This window comes from Turneriella parva DSM 21527, assembly GCF_000266885.1.
Taxonomy (GTDB): Bacteria; Spirochaetota; Leptospiria; order Turneriellales; family Turneriellaceae; genus Turneriella; species Turneriella parva.
The window spans coordinates 3486231-3504869 of record NC_018020.1 but is presented as its reverse complement, the minus strand read 5'-3'; the positions used below and the strand labels follow the sequence as shown (position 1 = coordinate 3504869).

Annotated in this window: 21 protein-coding genes; 9 read left to right on the top strand and 12 right to left on the bottom strand. The window is 49.6% G+C overall.

Features of this window, described 5'->3' with window-relative positions:
• Window positions 1-142 precede the first annotated feature (142 nt).
• Complete coding sequence (locus TURPA_RS23555; RefSeq protein ID WP_041948606.1) at window positions 143-328, top strand: hypothetical protein; 186 nt, start codon at window positions 143-145, stop codon at window positions 326-328.
• Between the two features lie 304 nt (window positions 329-632).
• On the opposite strand, the gene TURPA_RS16695 is transcribed toward TURPA_RS23555, so the two are convergent.
• Window positions 633-1292, bottom strand: coding sequence for an SH3 domain-containing protein (locus TURPA_RS16695; RefSeq protein WP_014804476.1), 660 nt, complete (start codon window positions 1290-1292; stop codon window positions 633-635).
• Window positions 1293-1689: 397 nt separating this feature from the next.
• On the opposite strand from TURPA_RS16695, the gene TURPA_RS16690 reads away from it, so the two are divergent.
• Window positions 1690-1911 carry a hypothetical protein gene (locus TURPA_RS16690; protein ID WP_041948605.1) on the top strand — a complete coding sequence of 74 codons (222 nt, stop codon included), beginning with the start codon at window positions 1690-1692 and terminating at the stop codon, window positions 1909-1911.
• A gap of 343 nt (window positions 1912-2254) precedes the next feature.
• Entirely contained in the window at window positions 2255-2440 is a 186-nt protein-coding gene (locus TURPA_RS23550) for a hypothetical protein (protein ID WP_157210549.1), read from the top strand.
• An 877-nt stretch (window positions 2441-3317) separates the two neighbouring features.
• Here TURPA_RS23550 and TURPA_RS16675 read toward each other — a convergent pair.
• The 3 genes from TURPA_RS16675 to TURPA_RS16665 form a co-directional block, all read right to left on the bottom strand.
• The gene (locus TURPA_RS16675; RefSeq protein WP_014804474.1) at window positions 3318-3572 is read right to left on the bottom strand and encodes a type II toxin-antitoxin system RelE family toxin; all 255 of its coding nucleotides are present in this window, start codon (window positions 3570-3572) and stop codon (window positions 3318-3320) included.
• A gap of 1 nt (window position 3573) precedes the next feature.
• A complete protein-coding gene (locus TURPA_RS16670) occupies window positions 3574-3816 on the bottom strand; it encodes a hypothetical protein (protein ID WP_014804473.1) in 243 nt (80 codons plus the stop codon).
• Between the two features lie 75 nt (window positions 3817-3891).
• Window positions 3892-4113: a hypothetical protein gene (locus TURPA_RS16665; RefSeq protein ID WP_041948602.1), complete on the bottom strand. Its 222-nt coding sequence runs from the start codon at window positions 4111-4113 to the stop codon at window positions 3892-3894.
• A 50-nt stretch (window positions 4114-4163) separates the two neighbouring features.
• Here TURPA_RS16665 and TURPA_RS24365 point away from each other — a divergent pair, with 50 nt between their 5' ends.
• Complete coding sequence (locus tag TURPA_RS24365; protein ID WP_157210548.1) at window positions 4164-4316, top strand: hypothetical protein; 153 nt, start codon at window positions 4164-4166, stop codon at window positions 4314-4316.
• A gap of 354 nt (window positions 4317-4670) precedes the next feature.
• Here the strand turns inward: TURPA_RS24365 and TURPA_RS23540 are convergent, their stop codons facing one another.
• Both TURPA_RS23540 and TURPA_RS16660 read right to left on the bottom strand, forming a co-directional pair.
• Entirely contained in the window at window positions 4671-4865 is a 195-nt protein-coding gene (locus TURPA_RS23540) for a hypothetical protein (protein ID WP_014804472.1), read from the bottom strand.
• On the bottom strand, window positions 4855-5316 hold the full coding sequence (locus tag TURPA_RS16660) for a PIN domain-containing protein (RefSeq protein ID WP_014804471.1): 462 nt from the start codon (window positions 5314-5316) through the stop codon (window positions 4855-4857). The genes TURPA_RS23540 and TURPA_RS16660 overlap by 11 nt, the downstream gene beginning before the upstream one ends.
• A gap of 333 nt (window positions 5317-5649) precedes the next feature.
• On the opposite strand from TURPA_RS16660, the gene TURPA_RS23535 reads away from it, so the two are divergent.
• From TURPA_RS23535 to TURPA_RS23525, 3 genes are all read left to right on the top strand, one after another.
• Window positions 5650-5835, top strand: coding sequence for a hypothetical protein (locus tag TURPA_RS23535; RefSeq protein WP_157210547.1), 186 nt, complete (start codon window positions 5650-5652; stop codon window positions 5833-5835).
• Window positions 5836-6339: 504 nt separating this feature from the next.
• Window positions 6340-6798: a hypothetical protein gene (locus tag TURPA_RS23530; RefSeq protein ID WP_157210546.1), complete on the top strand. Its 459-nt coding sequence runs from the start codon at window positions 6340-6342 to the stop codon at window positions 6796-6798.
• 15 nt (window positions 6799-6813) lie between these two features.
• A complete protein-coding gene (locus TURPA_RS23525; protein WP_157210545.1) occupies window positions 6814-6999 on the top strand; it encodes a hypothetical protein in 186 nt (61 codons plus the stop codon).
• A 353-nt stretch (window positions 7000-7352) separates the two neighbouring features.
• Here the strand turns inward: TURPA_RS23525 and TURPA_RS16650 are convergent, their stop codons facing one another.
• The 6 genes from TURPA_RS16650 to TURPA_RS16620 form a co-directional block, all read right to left on the bottom strand.
• Window positions 7353-8012, bottom strand: coding sequence for an ankyrin repeat domain-containing protein (locus TURPA_RS16650; protein ID WP_014804470.1), 660 nt, complete (start codon window positions 8010-8012; stop codon window positions 7353-7355).
• Between the two features lie 918 nt (window positions 8013-8930).
• Entirely contained in the window at window positions 8931-9230 is a 300-nt protein-coding gene (locus TURPA_RS16645) for a hypothetical protein (RefSeq protein ID WP_157210544.1), read from the bottom strand.
• Between the two features lie 1804 nt (window positions 9231-11034).
• Window positions 11035-11352: a HigA family addiction module antitoxin gene (locus TURPA_RS16635; RefSeq protein WP_014804467.1), complete on the bottom strand. Its 318-nt coding sequence runs from the start codon at window positions 11350-11352 to the stop codon at window positions 11035-11037.
• Between the two features lie 9 nt (window positions 11353-11361).
• Window positions 11362-11643 carry a type II toxin-antitoxin system RelE/ParE family toxin gene (locus TURPA_RS16630; RefSeq protein WP_014804466.1) on the bottom strand — a complete coding sequence of 94 codons (282 nt, stop codon included), beginning with the start codon at window positions 11641-11643 and terminating at the stop codon, window positions 11362-11364.
• A gap of 858 nt (window positions 11644-12501) precedes the next feature.
• On the bottom strand, window positions 12502-13458 hold the full coding sequence (locus tag TURPA_RS16625; RefSeq protein WP_014804465.1) for a PDDEXK family nuclease: 957 nt from the start codon (window positions 13456-13458) through the stop codon (window positions 12502-12504).
• 261 nt (window positions 13459-13719) lie between these two features.
• Window positions 13720-14613, bottom strand: a complete 894-nt coding sequence (locus tag TURPA_RS16620) for a DUF695 domain-containing protein (protein WP_245536793.1) — start codon at window positions 14611-14613, stop codon at window positions 13720-13722.
• Window positions 14614-15372: 759 nt separating this feature from the next.
• Between TURPA_RS16620 and TURPA_RS16615 the strand changes: the two genes are divergently transcribed.
• Both TURPA_RS16615 and TURPA_RS22205 read left to right on the top strand, forming a co-directional pair.
• Complete coding sequence (locus TURPA_RS16615) at window positions 15373-16554, top strand: hypothetical protein (protein WP_157210543.1); 1182 nt, start codon at window positions 15373-15375, stop codon at window positions 16552-16554.
• Window positions 16544-18637, top strand: coding sequence for an NHL repeat containing protein (locus TURPA_RS22205; RefSeq protein ID WP_014804462.1), 2094 nt, complete (start codon window positions 16544-16546; stop codon window positions 18635-18637). Before TURPA_RS16615 ends, TURPA_RS22205 begins: the two co-directional genes overlap by 11 nt.
• Window positions 18638-18639: the final 2 nt, after the last annotated feature.

Here is an 18639-nt window from a genome sequence, read left to right as displayed (position 1 = left end):
CAAATTGTGTCGAAGGCGACTGCGGCGCGCCCGCCAACAAAGCTCAACTGAGCTGCGGGCGTCGACGCATCTTCGTCGTCGAGACCGAGCACGCCAATCGCGAGGCGATTGGCGGCGCAGCTTGTAAAATCTGTTGCCCGCCGTGCCGACTCGCGAGCGCGACGTCGCATCGATCGGGCAGGGGCCAATCGCTCCCAAGCTCGCGATGCGTGGCCTGCGAAGCCGCAATACCGAATTCGAACGCATAGTAGGATTTCTGACGCACACAAACATCGAAGCCAGGAGCGCCAACCAAGCAGTCGTGCTTGCGCCAACCGCCAAACTCTAATCTTCACCGAATTAGCAAGCCGCAAGCTCGACTGCACACAGTGCCTCTTCTATTTTTCGGCCACGCATAGGCATGGCGGGCAACGTTGGATTTACGAGAAGTTTTGGCGGCGCACTATGTCAATTATTTATTACGGTAAAAGCATATTTAGCCGCCAAAATTTGCCCGAAGTGCCTGCCCGAGCCCGCCAATGCAGGCCCACTGGCCGGCGGGCGCAGGGCATCTTCGGCACGTAGGGCCGAGCACCCGAGGAGCTACGGCACCGCAGGGGGCGCAGCTCGTAAATCTTGTTGTGCGCAGTTGGTTAATCGTAGTGTTCAAACCGTATCTCTACTCCTTGTGCCTTTTTCTCAATTACAGCATGCCCCGTCATGTATTTGTCTTGTTTGAAGCGAATAGTTTTCTCTTTTGTAACCTTCGGAAACGAAATTTTGGAGTAGAGTTCATTACAGCGTTTGACAATTAAAAACGCTTCATAAATATTAATTTCAGGAAAATAGTAGTTGTCTGCAAAATATTCATAGCCTGAGCGATGCTCTACGACTATGCCGCTCTTAAAGTAAGTCAATTTGCGAACATATTTTCCTGGTTCGGGAGAGGTCTCATACTTGGCATCAATTATCTCACTTTTTGTGACTGCGTCCCCAGGTGGTAGGAGAGATTCTACAGACGAGCAGGTAACCTTTCTCATAATGCGACCGAGATAACCACAAAAAACCCAACCCTCGCGGCCATTAGCATTGATCTTACACCAATTATCAGTAATACCATCTATGGTTTCTAGTTGATGATGTCTCTGAATGAGCTGTACAATGCTTCCAGTCGGCACATTGGTCAAGCGTTCGGATGTCTTATCAGCGCTACTTCGTAGGTTTAAACCGCTGTCGGGTAGAACCATATATTCTTGGCCCCAAAGCATTGTGTTTAGAGTAATTAAAACGATTAATCTGTTTAGTTTTTTCATGATGGACTACCTGTTAACCAATTGCGCACAACGTTGGATTTACGAGAAGTTTTGGCGGCGCACTATGTCAATTATTTAATACGGTTAAAGCATATTTAGCCGCCAAAATTTGCCCGAAGTGCCTGCCCGAGCCCGCCAATGCAGGCCCACTGGCCGGCGGGCGCAGGGCATCTTTGGCACGTAGGGCCGAGCACCCGAGGAGCTACGGCACCGCAGGGAGCGCAGCTCGTAAATCTTGTTGTGCGCCGTTGTCGTTCGGTAGCCCTTGGCCACGGATGGCCAAGGGCATGTGGCTTAGGTCAATCTGTTCTGGTATGGCTGCTTGCCACGGAGAGTCAAAGCGTAGACATCTTTCAATATGAATTGACGACTTATCAAAACTTATTTGCGAAAGGTAATGCCAGAAAAATCATTGCGGGAAATTGAAGCTGAACTGGCCAAGCGCAGGTTAGAAGAGGGAACTAGGAAAAAGTTCGAGGCGATGCTTTCTTTGATTGAAAGCGGGGCAGCTACAGGGACTGGATTTGGGAAGAGTATTGCTGATAGTGCAGACTATGATTCGGATTTGGGCTCTCTGGCTTCTCGGCTACAAGATATTGCTGACGCCAGGAAAAAGTAAGAAGTAGATTCTTATTCGGGAATCTCTACCTAATTACACCATCATGGTGAATCGCCTATTTTGCCACGCCAAGTATTCTTTTGGTGCGCCCTGAGCTGCCGGCCGACACGGATGTCGGCGAGTAGAAAGAGGTTTGCACGACAATGGCGCACAACGTTTGATTTTACAAGACGATTTGGGGTGTGCCGTCTTCGGCGCAACCCAAATTGTGTCGAAGGCGACTGCGGCGCGCCCGCCAATGAAGCTCGACAGAGCGCGGGCGTCGACGCATCTTCGTCGCCGAGACCGAGCACGCCTTTCGCGTAGCGAATGGCGGCGCAGCTTGTAAAATCTGTTGCCCGCCGTGCCGACTCGCGAGCGCGACGTCGCATCGATCGGGCAGGGGTCAATGGCTCACAAGCTCGCGATGCGTGGCCTGCGAAGCCGCAATACCGAATTCGAACGCATAGTAGGATTTCTGACGCACACAAACATCGAAGCCAGGAGCGCCAACCAAGCAGTCGTGCTTGCGCCAGTCGCCAAACTCTAATCTTCATCGAAATAGCAAGCCGCAAGCTCGACTGCACACAGTGCTTCTTCGATTTTTCGGCCACGCATAGGCATGGCGGGCAACGTTTGATTTTACAAGACGATTTGGGGTGTGCCGTCTTCGGCGCAACCCAAATTGTGTCGAAGGCGACTGCGGCGCGCCCGCCAATAAAGCTCAACCGAGCCGCGGGCGTCGACGCATCTTCGTCGCCGAGACCGAGCACGCCAATCGCGAGGCGATTGGCGGCGCAGCTTGTAAAATTTGTTCTAAGCCGTTGCCGTCAAGCGATCGCTTGGGGGCAGGTCGTGGCGTGTTCGCAAAACCCGCACTTTACCTGAAGAGCGGCGCGAGGTCTGCAAAAAGCGGAGTTCGCGAGCTCTCGCTAATTCCCGCCGCGTACGAATGAACCAAAGCTCGCGAACGCAGCGCAACGCGAAATCTGATCCATCGCGCCGATAACTCTTTTCGGGTTTTGCGAATACGCCTGGGTAAAACTCTTGCAGCGATCGCGGAGCGTCGCGATCTTCAATTGTAGCAGTCGTTACACGACTAGCTTTCAAGCTTGGAAATGTCTTGCAATGATGAGGCGCTCTTAGTGGTAATGCTTCTCTTCGCGACGCTAGGCAATGGCTTAGAACGTTGATTTTACGCTGACGTTTTGACTTGCTGTGTCTTCGCAGCAAGTCAAAATGTGGTCGAAGCGGCTCGCGGCGGCGCGCCAAAACACACCTCCCGGTGTGCGCGCCGTCCGCGATCTTCTGCCGCGAAGACCCGAGGACGCGACCCAGCGAAGCGGTCGCGCCCGCAGCGCGTAAAATTTGTTGTGCGATGCACGGCGTTCGGTTCAGCCTGATTGCCAAGGATGGCAATCAGGTGTTTAGTATGCGTCTTTTCTTTGGACTACGTGTAACATGAAAACTATTTGCTCTTCTTCGTCAATCGAGTAAATCAGCCGGTAATCGCCTAATCTGTAGCGATAAAGCCCGGCGTAATTGCCCTTCAGTTTCTTTCCATAGTAAGGATTTTCCTTGAGCATGGAGTAGATAGTCTTCCTGGCTTTATCGAACCTTTGCTGTAGCCGCAACGCTTTTATCTCTTCCTCAAAGGTTTCAGTCTCAGCGATCTGGAACATTCTAAGCCACTATCTTGTACTTCTTCTTTTTGATGTCAGCCTGGGCAGATTCGATGGTTTTGCGAAATTTAGGATCCCTGGCGTACGAACTCATTTCTATGTCATCGACGAAATCAGACTCGAACAAGTGTTCAAGCAGATGCGTCTCAATGTAGTTTGCAATTGATCGATTCTCGGACAAGGCGGCCGTTTTGACCTGTTTATAAGTCTTATCGGGCAATCTAAGAGTTACTGTTCTGGGCATATTTTGCTCCTGATTCATTGTGAGTCACAATGCAGCATATGGTGTCAATTGCTTTCACTCTGAATGCCTGACTGGCTAGAAATCAACAATCTTCATGGATAGAGCTCGATCACGGATGATCGAGGATATGAAAAAGTCTCCGCCGTGTTTCGCACAACGCTTGATTTTACAAGACGATTTGGGGTGCGTCGTCTTCGGCGCAACCCAAATTGTGTCGAAGGCGACTGCGGCGCGCCCGCCAATAAAGCTCAACCGAGCTGCGGGCGTCGACGCATCTTCGTCGCCGAGACCGAGCACGCCTTTCGCGTAGCGAATGGCGGCGCAGCTTGTAAAATCTGTTGCCCGCCGTGCCGACTCGCGAGCGCGACGTCGCATCGATCGGGCAGGGGCCAATCGCTTTCAAGCTCGCGATGCGTGGCCTGCGAAGCCGCAATACCGAATTCGAACAAATAGTAGGATTTCTGACGCACAAAAACATCGAAGCCAGGAGTGCCAACTAAGCAGTCGTGCTTGCGCCAGTCGCCAAACTCTAATCTTCACCGAAATATCAAGCCGCAAGCTCGACTGCACACAGTGCTTCTTCTATTTTCCGGACACGCATAGGCATGGCGGGCAACGTTGGATTTACCTGACGTCGATGGTGCGCCGCACAACAAATGCAGTCTTCTTACGAAAGCCGCTCTTGGCGCGCCATCGATGTGCCGCAGGTGGCTGCGTTGCGCCCGCCAATAAAGCTCGATAGAGCGCGGGCGTCAACGCATTTCAGGCCACCGGAGGCCGAGCACGCGAGGAGCTACGGCACCGCAGCGAGCGCAGCAGGTAAATCTTGTTAGCTGCCGTGATTTGATCGGCTATTATTGTTTCGCCAAGGATGGCGAAACAACTTCAACACCACGGTCTATAATCGCTTTTCGGAAGAAGTCCGATTCATGCACCTCTCGCGACATCTTTTCAGCGTATTCCTTTAAAGATAGGTGTTTATTCATATTAAATTCGCGGTTTCTTATGTCACGAACCCATTCAACGCAGTCGAAATCTTTATTCATCATAGACTACCTCTTTGGGGCTGCGAATCTCTAAGGCCTTATAGCCTTCACGAAGGTTAACGCTGTTATAGCCCATAATCCTGTTCACGTTTACTATGTGTTTAAAATTCCAACTCAGCAGTAAATCAGAATTATAATATGTTGCAGTGGCAATATGAAGTGCATCAGCCTGGCACCAGTCAGGAATCACCTTTTCAGAGACATATTTTGCGGCCAATTCAATAATCTCGGAATTAACGGAGATTTCAAGAATCTGCGGAACCGGAATATTCGTAATGATTTCCTGAATATACGGCGGAGCACCTTTAAGTTCACTCATGGTTGTATCTGAAATCACGGCTATATATTTACCCGCATGAATTTGCTCAATCAGCATCTTTGATTCGATCTCAAATTCCTTATCAAAGCAGCCGCCGATAACTGACGTATCCAAATAGATTCTCTGCTTTTTCATAGGTTCTATCCGCCGGGCGAAAACATCCTTAGATCGATGTGAAATAGTGGGTCAAGCGGCTTTCAGAATTGTTCCCCTTTCAAATATAGTGCGGTCAAGGATGACCGCATTTTTCTTCAAAAATTGTCAAATCATGGCAGCTAACGTTTGATTTTACAAGACGATTTGGGGTGTGCCGTCTTCGGCGCAACCCAAATTGTGTCGAAGGCGACTGCGGCGCGCCCGCCAATGAAGCTCGACAGAGCGCGGGTGTCGACGCATCTTCGTCGCCGAGACCGAGCACGCCTTTCGCGTAGCGAATGGCGGCGCAGCTTGTAAAATCTGTTGCCCGCCGTGCCGGCTAGCGAGCGCTACAGAGCCTCGATCGGGCAGGGGCCAATCGCTCCCAAGCTCGCGATGCGTGGCCTGCGAAGCCGCAATACCGAATTCGAACAAATAGTAGGATTTCTGACGCTCACGAACCTCGATACCAGGAGCGCCCACCGAGCAGTCGTGCTTGCGCCAGTCGCCAAACTCTAATCTTCACCCAAATAGCAAGCCGCAAGCTCGACTGCACACAGTGCTTCTTCTATTTTTCGGCCACGCATAGGCATGGCGGGCAACGTTGAATTTACCTGACGTTTTTCGACGGTTGTGTCATTATTTCAAACTGTAAAGCCATTTCCCGTCGAAAAATGTGCCCGTAGCGCCTGCCCGAGCCCGGCAAAACCAAGCTCCCGCTTGGCCGGGCGCAGGGCATCTTGGGCGCGTAGGGCCGAGCACCCGAGGAGCTACGGCACCGCAGGGAGCGCAGCAGGTAAATTTTGTTGTCTGACGTGTGGGCATCGGCTGCCAAATCATAAGCATTATAAATCAAGTGTTCCTTTCCATAGCCATATAGTGAGACAAATATTTATTAAACTCCAAAATATTAGATGATGCCATAGTAATTTGGATTCCTGCGGGCAAGCATCGCTCTGACGAGGGTATTTGGAATAAAAGAGATTTACCAAGATAACCCAAGCTAAAGAACAAACGAGAACAGTGAGAAGAACAGAAAAGAAGCTCGGATTATCGGTACTCAATATTAAGCCTGCTACAAGAGAAAAGCCGATCAAAAACACGAAAGCTACGATCAGAAAAACACCAGGTAACCACTCGAAATATTCCAGTGTGCTATCTGGTATTCTAGCAAGTAGGCTTGTGCTCGGCAGGTATGAAAAGAAAAGTATTCCCTGCAAAACCAACGGTAATGACCAAAGTACTGGAGGCTTGATAAAGAATGTCTTTTTCATGACAAAAAAACTTTTATGCCCACATGTCAGACAACGTTTGATTTTACAAGACGATTTGGGGTGTGCCGTCTTCGGCGCAACCCAAATTGTGTCGAAGGCGACTGCGGCGCGCCCGCCAATGAAGCTCGACAGAGCGCGGGCGTCGACGCATCTTCGTCGCCGAGACCGAGCACGCCTTTCGCGTAGCGAATGGCGGCGCAGCTTGTAAAATCTGTTGCCCGCCGTGCCGACTCGCGAGCGCGACGTCGCATCGAACGGGCAGGGGCCAATCGCTCTCAAGCTCGCGATGCGTGGCCTGCGAAGCCGCAATACCGAATTCGAACAAATAGTAGGATTTCTGACGCCCACAAACCTCGAAGCCAGGAGCGCCAACCGAGCAGTCGTGCTTGCGCCAGTCGCCAAACTCTAATCTTCACCCAAATAGCAAGCCGCAAGCTCGACTGCACACAGTAACTCTTCTATTTTTCGGCCACGCATAGGCATGGCGGGCAACGTGAATTTTACGCTGACGTTTTTTGACGCTTGGGTCATTTATTCAATTTGTAAAGCCGATTTGCGTCAAAAAATGTGGTCGTAGCGGCTCGCGGCGACGCGCGAAAACACACCTCCCGGTGTGCGCGTCGTCCGCGATCTTTGCCGCGAAGACCCGAGCACGCGAGGAGCTACGGCACCGCAGCGGCGCAGCGCGTAAAATTTGTTCTCTGACGTGGTTGCACATGAGAGCCCAGCCAGGAGGGCTGGGCGATTAGGTTGAGATAAGGTTTAACGTGCTCCAGCAGTTTTCAGCAAATTGACTATTTCAGAGCCTATCTGTTTATTCTTACAATAATCTCTTGCCATTGTTAGTGCTGTGCCTTTCATTTTGCTCTGAATATTAAGGTCTGCCTTGGCAGAAATTAGAATTTCAACAACACTTTTTCGACAGCCGATTGCAGCAGCCATTAAGGCTGTTTTCCCTGTTGCATCTTGTCCATCTAGTTCGGCTCCTGCCTTAACTAGCATCTTTACGATTTCGGCATGTCCCTCTCCGGAAGAACTATGCAGAGCCGAAATATCATTTATTCTGATTGTTGTATTTACGTTAATTCCTTTTTTAATCAGTATCTTCACTGTGCCCGTATGGCCAAGAGTTGCCGGCCAGAAAACGGCGTTTTCGCCGCTTTCAGAGGATTTATTAATGTCAGCCCCTGCAGCCAAGAGCAACTCTACTATTGCTGAATCTCCATTAAAAGCGGCGATAGACAATAAAGGAGCGGGAGTCGGGAAGTTTTCTGTCGTACCGAGTATGTTTGGGCTTACTTTTAAAGCCAAAATTCTCTTCACTTCGGTCGAATTGCCGGATTCAACGGCTTTGATGATTTCTTCGGTTGCAACGGCCGAAATCGCGCCCACGAGAAAGACTGCTATTGGTAATTTCATCATAAATACCGCATCAAAAGTTTAAAACATTCAGTCACTAGGTATGCGCCGCCATGGAGGGCGGCGAGAAAACATGTGCAACCATGTCAGAGAACGTTGATTTTACGCTGACGTGCGCCTGCGGGTGTAAAGTGTTTTGCATTTCAACCATTGCGTTTTACGCGAAGCGCATGTGCCCGGAGCGCCTGCCTGAGGAGCACCAAACAAACGTCCCGTTTGTGCGACGAAGGCATCTTTGGCGCGCAGGGCCGAGCACGCGACCCAACGCAGTGGTCGCGGCGCAGCGCGTAAAATTTGTTCTATGTCGTTGCCGTCAAGCGGTCGCTTAGGGTAGGGCTGTGGCGTGTTCGCAAAACCCGCACTTTACCTGACGAGGCGCCTGAGGTTGAATCAAAGCGGAGTTCGCGAGCTCTCGGTAATTTCCGCCGCGTACGAATGAACGAAGGCTCGCGAACGCAGCGCAAGACGAAATCTGATCCATCGCGCCGACAACTCTTAGCGGGTTTTGCGAATGCGCCTGGGTAAAACTCTTGCAGCGATCGCGGAGCGTCGCGATCTTCATCTGTAGCGTCCGTTACACTACCAGCGTTGAAGCCTGGAGGGAGCTTACAATGAAGAGGCGCTCTTCGGCTTTTTCATCTCTTCGCGACGCTAGGCAATGACATAGAACGTGGAATTTACCTGACGATTGGTGACGCAAGTGTCATTAATTCAATCTGTAAGGCCATTTCGCGTCACCAATTGTGCCCGAAGCGCCTCGCGGCAAAGCACAAAACAAGCGTCCCGCTTGTGCTTTGTCCGCGATCTTCTGGCGCGTAGGGCCGAGCACGCGAGGAGCCACGGCACCGCAGCGAGCGCAGCAGGTAAATTTTGTTGTCGGCCGTAGCAAGTTGTAACCCCGCCGTCTTAAGAGAAAATCGGCTATTTGCTTAATTTGGCGGTAAAACGACATTCCCAGTATCCTCTGCCAGAATAGTCCGCATTTAGATCTTTAAAGTTGATACTCTCGCCGAATATTTGTTTGCACGCCTCAAGAGTGATGGGGGTATAAACTTCTTTGTTTGCGGAAAGAAATTCCTTAGCAATTTGCGGAGCATTCTCTTTATCTTCGGCCTTAACGGCTATTTGGATTACTGTCGCCGTCCTTTGCAAAACTCGAACCTGGCCACCTAGACAGGCGGCTTGATCATGATTGTATGCGCAGCGTTCTGATGTTCTCATCCCGTCCCTTACGGAGTTAACACCCTTGCAATAATTCACAAAAAAAAGTCCTTGGAGCAGAAATAGACTTGTCCTACTCTTCATTAAGTCTTCTCCCTGAAGTATATAATGGCCTCGATCGTTTTGTCATCTTGCTATGGCCGACAACGTTGGATTTACCTGACGTCGATGGTGCGCCGCACAATAAATGCAGTCTTCTTAGAGAAGCCGCTCTTGGCGCGCCATCGATGTGCCGCAGGTGGCTGCGTTGCGCCCGCCAATAAAGCTCGACAGAGCGCGGGCGTCAACGCATTTCAGGCCACCGGAGGCCGAGCACGCGAGGAGCTACGGCACCGCAGCGAGCGCAGCAGGTAAATCTTGTTGTCTGAAGTAATTGTGCCTGTGAGCGCGGTTAGGATGACCGCGCGAATACTTGGGTTCAGTACGCATAACTAATCCTTCTAAGCTTCTCGGAATCTGGCTTTACAGCCGTAATGCCTAAGCCTAAGTGCTAACAAGTATTTGCCATTTACGTGGTAACTCAAAATGAATCAGAAGCGCCTTAAATTTAGTCGATCGATGCGTCGAATTTATCATCGGCTGTTGCTAAGATACAATGGGCGAATAAAACCTGATAAATATGGCTTGATGGTCAGGCGTTTGGAACCATTACTGTTTTTACACGTTAAGAATTCCATTTTTTGGGTAGTTTTTGTATTAACCGAATTTGTTGTGCTGACGTCGGTAGCTGGACTAGTGTTTTTTACAGATCTAGCCCTAAACTCGCCACGGGGTAACTGGCTTTTTGGCTTAGCGGCGATAATTTCACTGATCGCGTGTTTCCGAGCTTATTTTGAGCAAAGAGATATGATCATAAAAATTATGCTTCGTCACCGTTTCCGACGCGGAGAGTTTGTTCCATAGTGGTCGATTCTCAGTATCATTAAAGTTCGGGAATGCACAGTGCTGCAATGCGGAGTCCGTGCGCCGACACGAGGTCGGCGGAGAACAAAGGCACAATTATTTCAGACAACGTTGATTTTACGCTGACGTGCGCCTGCGGGTGTAAAGTGTTTTGTCTTTTCAACCATTGCGTTTTACGCGAAGCGCATGTGCCCGGAGCGCCTGCCTGAGGAGCACCAAACAAACGTCCCGTTTGTGCGACGAAGGCATCTTTGGCGCGCAGGGCCGAGCACGCGACCCAACGGAGTGGTCGCGGCGCAGCGCGTAAAATTTGTTCTATGTCGTTGCCGTCAAGCGGTCGCTTGGGAGCAGGGCTGTGGCGTGTTCGCAAAACCCGCACTTTGCCTGTCGAGGCGCCCGAGGTTAAATGAAAGCGGAGTTCGCGAGCTCCCAGTAATTCCCGCCGCGTACGAATGAATGAAGGCTCGCGAACGTAGCGCGAGACGAAACCTGATCCATCGCGCCGACAACTCTTCGCGGGTTTTGCGAATACGCCTGGGTAAAACTCTTGCAGCGATCGCGGAGCGTCGCGATCTTCATCTGTAGCATTCGTTACACAACCCGCGTTGAATCCTGGAAGGAGCTTGCAATGACGAGGCGCTCTTCGGCCTTTCTATCTCTTCGCGACGCTAGGCAATGACATAGAACGTTGAATTTACCTGACGTTTGGTGACGCTTGTGTCATTATTTCAATCTGTAAAGCCATTTTGCGTCACCAAATGTGCCCGAAGCGCCTGCCTGAGGAGCACAAAAACAAGCGTCCCGCTTGTGCGACGAAGGCATCTTTGGCGCGCAGGGCCGAGCACCCGAGGAGCCACGGCACCGCAGGGAGCGCAGCAGGTAAATTTTGTTGTCTGCCGTTTCAGCGCCCCACGGAAGCCACGGCTTCTTCTGAATATTTATGAATTCGAGTTAATACGCGACGCAACTCTTTTTCCTTTTCTTCCAGATCGAATGAATTTTGTAAATTCAGCCAAAATTGGGCTGTTGTTCCAAAAAATCTGGATAGCCGAAGTGCCGTATCAGCAGTAATGCCCCGTTTCTTATGGATAATATCGCTGATTCTCTTGGGATCAAGACCTGTATCTTTGGCCAACCGGTATCCTGTCACGTTAAGTGGCTGCATAAATTCTTCATGCAGAATATCGCCGGGATGTATATTTGGCAAATTTTTTCTCATGATGGCCTCCTAGTGATAATCGACGATCTCAACATCTTGCGCGTTACCTTCATTCCATTTAAAGCAGATCCGGTATTGCATATTTATGCTAATACTATACTGTCCCGCGCGATCACCTTCTAACTTGTGCAACCTGTTGGCTGGTGGCACCCTCAAATCTTCAACTTTGACAGCAGCATCCAACATTCTCAGCTTCATTCTTGCCTTAACCTGAATCTCTTGAGGTAATTTCTTTGAAGTTTGTCCGGACCAAATCTTCTCAGCCTCCGAATCAGCGAAAGACAGAATCACGATACAATGTATTCATTTTTCACCATGGTGTCAAATGAATATATAAATCTTGGCGCTGAAATGGCAGACAACGTTGATTTTACGCTGACGTGCGCCTGCGGGTGTAAAGTGTTTTGTATTTCAACCATTGCGTTTTACGCGAAGCGCATGTGCCCGGAGCGCCTGCCTGAGGAGCACGAAACAAGCGTCCCGCTTGTGCGACGAAGGCATCTTTGGCGCGCAGGGCCGAGCACGCGACCCAACGCAGTGGTCGCGGCGCAGCGCGTAAAATTTGTTCTATGTCGTTGCCGTCAAGCGGTCGCTTGGGGGCAGGGCTGTGGCGTGTTCGCAAAACCCGCACTTTACCAGACGAGCGCTTGAGGTTTAATGAAAGCGGAGTTCGCGAGCTTCCAGTAAATTCCGCCGCGTACGAATGAACGTGGGCTCGCGAACGCAGCGCAAGACGAAGTCTGATCCATCGCGCCGACAACTCTTCGCGGGTTTTGCGAATACGCCTGGGTAAAACTCTTGCAGCGATCGCGGAGCGTCGCGATCTTCATCTATAGTATACGTTACACAACCCGCCCTGAAGCTTGGAAGGAGCTCACAATGACGAGGTGCTCTTCGGCTTTTCTACCTCTTCGCGACGCTAGGCAATGACATAGAACGTGGAATTTACCCGACGTTGATGGTGCGCCACACAATAAAACCGGGCTTATTTGAAAAGCCGCATATTAAGCACCATCAATGTGGTCGGAGCGGCTCGCGGCGGCGCGCAAAAGCAAGCGTCCCGCTTGCGCGCCGTCCGCGATCTTTGTCGCGCAGACCCGAGCACGCGAGGAGCCACGGCACCGCAGCGAGCGCAGCGGGTAAATTTTGTTAGCCGCCTGTGCGCCCTTCGTGTTTTATCCAGTACTTCTCTATGAGTTCTAAGATCTTGTCGCGATCAAGAAACAGTACAGACCCATATCTCGTTTTAGAAATTTTTTGCGCAATTTTCTCTTTCGCATTATGAGTGAAGGCGCCGCTTATGGCAATTATGAAAACGGAAATATACCGGTCATCTTTTGAACCTAGTTCAGTATATGGCATGCTAAATGCATCATCTATCTGACCGATCAATTCATCAATCTGTGAATTAACTTCACCGCTTACGTTTCCAGCTTTTGCTTGAAGACCAAAGTGTCTGAATTCTCCAAATTGAGTGAGTTCGGAGAAGGTAAAGTCCTTTCCATACTCCATCGCCCCTTGTCTGTATCGGACGGACAAAAAGCCCATTCTGCGTAAGAGCGGGTGCAGCAGATCCGTACAGAATCGTCGCTCATTCTTTTCGAACTCAGGGAGCCAGGAAAGTCCTGACAAAGCAATTTGAGTCTGCTGCTCTAACCTTTTTAGCTCATCTACGAGGTCACCTAGGGCTTCTTCTATTTTACCCGGAAATTTGTATTCTGCTATAACAGTTAATTTTTTCCAGTCATCTTCTAAATCAAGCTCGCCTAACTCAAAACGCGGTGAAAAGCCCACTTGATCGGCAAAGGTTGATAAGTATGTAGAAAGACCCCATTTCCCTTCCCAATATTTGTTCGGATACTGGCATATGAATTCAAACCTAAGTTCTTCTGCCAGACCCCTTGAGATATTGAGTTCATGAAATAGATAGGTATCAAAGCCAGACTCATCGTGAAAATCACAGCTGCAATTTTCTGGAAAATCACCTTGTGCCCAAGTAACAAAGTCGGCTATGTTAAAGTAAATGTCTCGTTCGTCGGCCACGGTGGAATTTATATCTGTAATGGATAGAGTTGGAAATTTACGTGGCTTGGGTGAATTATTCATAAAAAATTATTTTGGGCGCATGGCGGCTAACGTTGGTTTTACCTTGACGTTTTTGCTTGTGGCGTCTTCGTCACAAGCAAAAATGTGCCCGGAGCGCCTGCCCGAGCCCGCCAATGCAGGCCCATTGGCCGGCGGGCGTAGGGCATCTTTGGCGCGGAGTGGCCGAGCACGCGAGGAGCAACGGCACCGCAGCGAGCGCAGCAGGTAAAACTTGTTGGGCGTCGTGGTCGCACAGAAGATGTTCGTTCGCGCATCTTGGGCTCAGTTCTTGCTCTTGCTCTTTTGTCCTTTTTTCAGGTTTTGGGCACCGCCAAAGTCATTGATCAGGCTTGCAAATTCTTTCCATTCGGGATCTTCATAAAAATTGATTTCTATGGGGTATGCGGGATGCTCGGTTAAAGCTTCATTAAACCGAGCCATGAACTGTTCACGATTGGCAATGTAGTAAACGAACTCTTTCAGGTTATTACCTGTCCTGCTATTGGCATGCTCGCAGAAGCCTTTTTTTTCTAACCTTTGTTCAATTGTCTCTTCAAGTCTGATCATTTGGTCGTTAACATCTTTTGAGGGCATGCCATTGTTTGAATCCCCGTCATATTTCCAAGAGATGACCGTTAACCAGGGCAGTTTACGGCGCTTCGCATCGTTAGGTATCTCATTGATGAACTTCCAAATAACAGGGCGGCCGTTCTCTGTTGTACGGCCAATTATGCCTTTTTCTGTTTTGTCAATACTCATAATATTCGCCATGACATTAAATCCAAGTATTACAAGGGCAGCTTTGGTGTGCTTTTTCATATAGAGCGCTAAAAATACAGTCTGAGCCACTTCAATACATGCATTCAAAATGCATATATTTTCTGAAGCGTAGCCCAATCCGACCATGACGCCCAACGTTGATTTTACGCTGACGTGCGCCTGCGGGTGTAAAGTGTTTTGTCTTTTCAACCATTGCGTTTTACGCGAAGCGCATGTGCCCGGAGCGCCTGCCTGAGGAGCACCAAACAAACGTCCCGTTTGTGCGACGAAGGCATCTTTGGCGCGCAGGGCCGAGCACGCGACCCAACGGAGTGGTCGCGGCGCAGCGCGTAAAATTTGTTCTATGTCGTTGCCGTCAAGCGGTCGCTTGGGAGCAGGGCTGTGGCGTGTTCGCAAAACCCGCACTTTGCCTGTCGAGGCGCCCGAGGTTAAATGAAAGCGGAGTTCGCGAGCTCCCAGTAATTCCCGCCGCGTACGAATGAATGAAGGCTCGCGAACGTAGCGCGAGACGAAACCTGATCCATCGCGCCGACAACTCTTCGCGGGTTTTGCGAATACGCCTGGGTAAAACTCTTGCAGCGATCGCGGAGCGTCGCGATCTTCATCTGTAGCATTCGTTACACAACCCGCGTTGAATCCTGGAAGGAGCTTGCAATGACGAGGCGCTCTTCGGCCTTTCTATCTCTTCGCGACGCTAGGCAATGACATAGAACGTTGGATTTACCTGACGTCGATGGTGCGCCGCACAATAAATGCAGTCTTCTTAGTTAAGCCACTCTTGGCGCTCCATCGATGTGCCGCAGGTGGCTGCGTTGCGCCCGCCAATAAAGCTCGATAGAGCGCGGGCGTCAACGCATTTCAGGCCACCGGAGGCCGAGCACGCGAGGAGCTACGGCACCGCAGCGAGCGCAGCAGGTAAATCTTGTTCTCTGATGTGGTTGCGCCCTGAGAGCCCGGCCACGGAGGGACGGGCGACTAGTGAAAGACACTTTGGTTCTATTGGAAATTTGGAACTTAAGTGCCAAATGCGGCAAAAATTGCTTTTTTATTGACAGTCAGGATATTTGAGTCAGGATTGCTGCGCAGACCGAAGTGATCTGTAGGGGCTGGTACCCGCTAAATAATTAACGCAGAGTTCAGCGACCCCGCCTGCTCATGGCCGGGGATGGTACGGCTCTGCGTGTATTGTTTCCGGGTACCACTTGTGTAGGTGGGGTGACTAAAGGCCAAGGTCAAAGGGGGTGTATTATTAATTCTAAGAATTTATGGGCTTTTTTGCTGAGCGTCGGTACCCTATTTGCAAATGAAAGTTCAGTAGAGGGTGCTACTCAGGTTCGTCGGCGAGTACTTATTCTGCCTATTGAAAACGCCTCGCAAAGCAGAGAGCACGATTGGATGCGAGAATCGCTAGCGGGGAGCCTCAAAACGCAATTGGTAAAAGCCAAGAAATTCGATGTGTTGGAGATAAGCACCGCAAAGACTATTTTGCCAGAGCTTAAAACTGACAGCCTCGATGCAATCGGTGCAGCCAATCTTGCCAAGCAGCTAAATTGCGAGGCTGTAACCAGGGGACGTTTTTTTGTAAATGGTAAGCAATTCCGGCTCGAGATGGAGGGCATAGACGCGCTGACCGGGAATATAGTCAGTGCAGAGAAATCTGATGGTAAATTGGATGGGGAGATGTTTAAGACGATTGATCAAGTTGTCGAAACCCTGAGTGCGGATATGACGCTAAAACTGCCGAATATGTCGCCGGATCAGGTGCATCGAAATCAGGCCGTCGAACAAAAACTTGGAGGCGTTGATGGAAATTCTATTCAAGAAAAGCCACAGCCTATCAAGCCGGCGCATATCGGCGAAAAAGATAAATTGGTCGCTCTAAAGCTCAATACAAACGCATATATTAGCGTAGGCCTCCCGATAGGGAAGATCGCCGAACATCTAGGTGTCCATTACGGCGTGAGAGGGACTATATGGGCGAACGCGCTGTATTCATGGTTGAACCCCCTCATTATATTGGATGCAATAAACGCGAGAGGCAAGAATATTAATGGCATGTTTTTTTATTACGCAGGTACTGGTTTAACGTATCCGATAAGCATCCAAAATGGTGTTTCGCTTATGCCTTTTGCAACTTTTGGAATTTCAGGCGGTAATTTAGATTATCAAGGTGGTTATGGTTTTACCTTACCCGCAATTGATTCAGGAGTTTTCGCTGAAATGCCCTTAACAACGGATTGGAAGATTGCCACATCTTTATCATATCGTCATGTATTCGATCAATTTGTCCCAGCGATTTCAATTCAATTCTCAGTGGGGGTGGGGTATGCTTTTTAGGAACATCCAAAAATCAGGAGACTGGCAATTACGACTAAGATTAGCCTTAGCAGTCTGCTTACTTATCAGTGCCTTTGGATGTCGCCATTATGGCGATAAGCTGCCAAATTCCGTTGAAAATGTAACAACGGCAAATGTCCCAACCTCTGCCTCATCGAAGGACTTTACATCATTTAGTATTCTAGGACAAGTTGGTACAATTGGCACAAACTCTGTGGATGTGACAGTGCCATTTGGTACGGATGTTACAAGTCTAATTGCAACCTTTGTAACTACGGGCAATACCGTAAATATCACAGGGATTCAGCAAGACAGCGGTGTCACTGCCAATGATTTTAGCACCGCTGTTATATACACGGTTGTTGCTGTAGATGGGACGACTAAGAACTTCACAGTGAATGTAACGGTAGCCGCCAACAGCGCAAAGGAGATAACAGCCTTCAGCGTTTCTGGCCAAACTGGCACTATCGGTACGAGTACCATTAGTATTACAGTGCCATTTGGAACAAATGTGACAGCCTTAGCAGCCGTATTTTCCCATACTGGGGCAAGCGTAAATATAAGTGGCGTCAATCAGGTGAGTGGTTCAACTACGAATGACTTCACAACGCAGAAGATATACACTGTTGTGGCCGCAAATGGATCAACAAAGGATTATACCGTAATAATATCGGTGGCCGCAAATAGCGCAAAGGATATAACGGCCTTTAGCATTTTGGGTCAGGCTGGCACAATTGGCACCAATACCATCGATGTGACAGTACCGTACGGAACAGATGTAACTAGCTTAATTGCTACTTTTTCGATATCTGGTGCTAGTTTGAATATTAGTGGCGCCAATCAAGTTAGCGGTGTCACAGTTAACAATTTTACCACCCCAAGAGCGTACACCGTAGTTGCTGTAGACAGCTCTACAAAGAACTATACGATTACTGTGAGCGTAGCAGCTTGTGCCATCACTTTAATGGGGGGTGCGTCAAATTGCCCGATTACTTTGAGCGCAAATGTTTCGACTTTTGCAGGGCCTGGCCCCGGCTGTTATTTTCCATACAACCCTGGCTGTCCTGAAGGTGATTTAGATGCCACCGGGACGTCTGCCCGTTTCCGCCAAATCAAAGGCGTCACAACTGATGGTACAAACCTCTATGTAGTCGATACAGGTAATAACAATATTCGTAAAATTGTAATCTCGACAGGCGCAGTGACTAAACTAGCTGGTGGCACAAGTACGGAATTTGGCGATGCGGACGGCACAGGAAGTACTGCTCGATTTCGGCAACCAAGTGGGATAACTACCGATGGAACAAATCTCTATGTTATAGATAATCAAGCCAAAATCAGAAAAATTGTCATCTCTACAGGCGCGGTCACAACTTTAGTCGGGCCTGCGGCTGGGTGTTCGGCAACACCGCCTTGTCCTCGGGGCGACACTGATGGGACAGGGACGGCAGCGCGGTTTAATGTTCCTGAGGGTATTACTACCGATGGGACAAATCTCTATGTTGCTGATTCGACTAACAGTAAAATTAGAAAAATTGTTATCAGCACGCGCGTAGTAACTACAATTGCTGGACCAGCACAAGGCTCAGCTGCGACAGGTGATACTGATGCCACAGGCAATGCTGCCCGCTTCAATAAACCAACCGGCATTACTTACGACGGTACAAACCTTTTCATTGCAGACGGAAACAACAATAAGATTCGCAAATTAGTGATCTCAACCGGCGTCGTCACAACGATTGCCGGACCATCACAGGGAACCATTACTTCTGGCGATACGGATGCCGTTGGTAATGCCGCAAGGTTTTATAGTCCCGTCGGAATTACGACCGATAGAACAAACCTATTTGTTGCGGATGGTACCGGGAACAGAAATAATAAGATTCGCAAGATTCTAATAAGTACGGGCGCTGTGACCACAATAGCAGGCCCCGCGCAAGGCTGTTCACCCGGCTGTTCTGATGGTGATGCTGATGGAACAGGCACCGCTGTAAGGTTCTCGACCCCTTGGGGGATTACTACCGATGGTATTAGTTTATTTATTTCTGACAATGTAACAAAGAAATTTCGGCGACTCCAATGAAG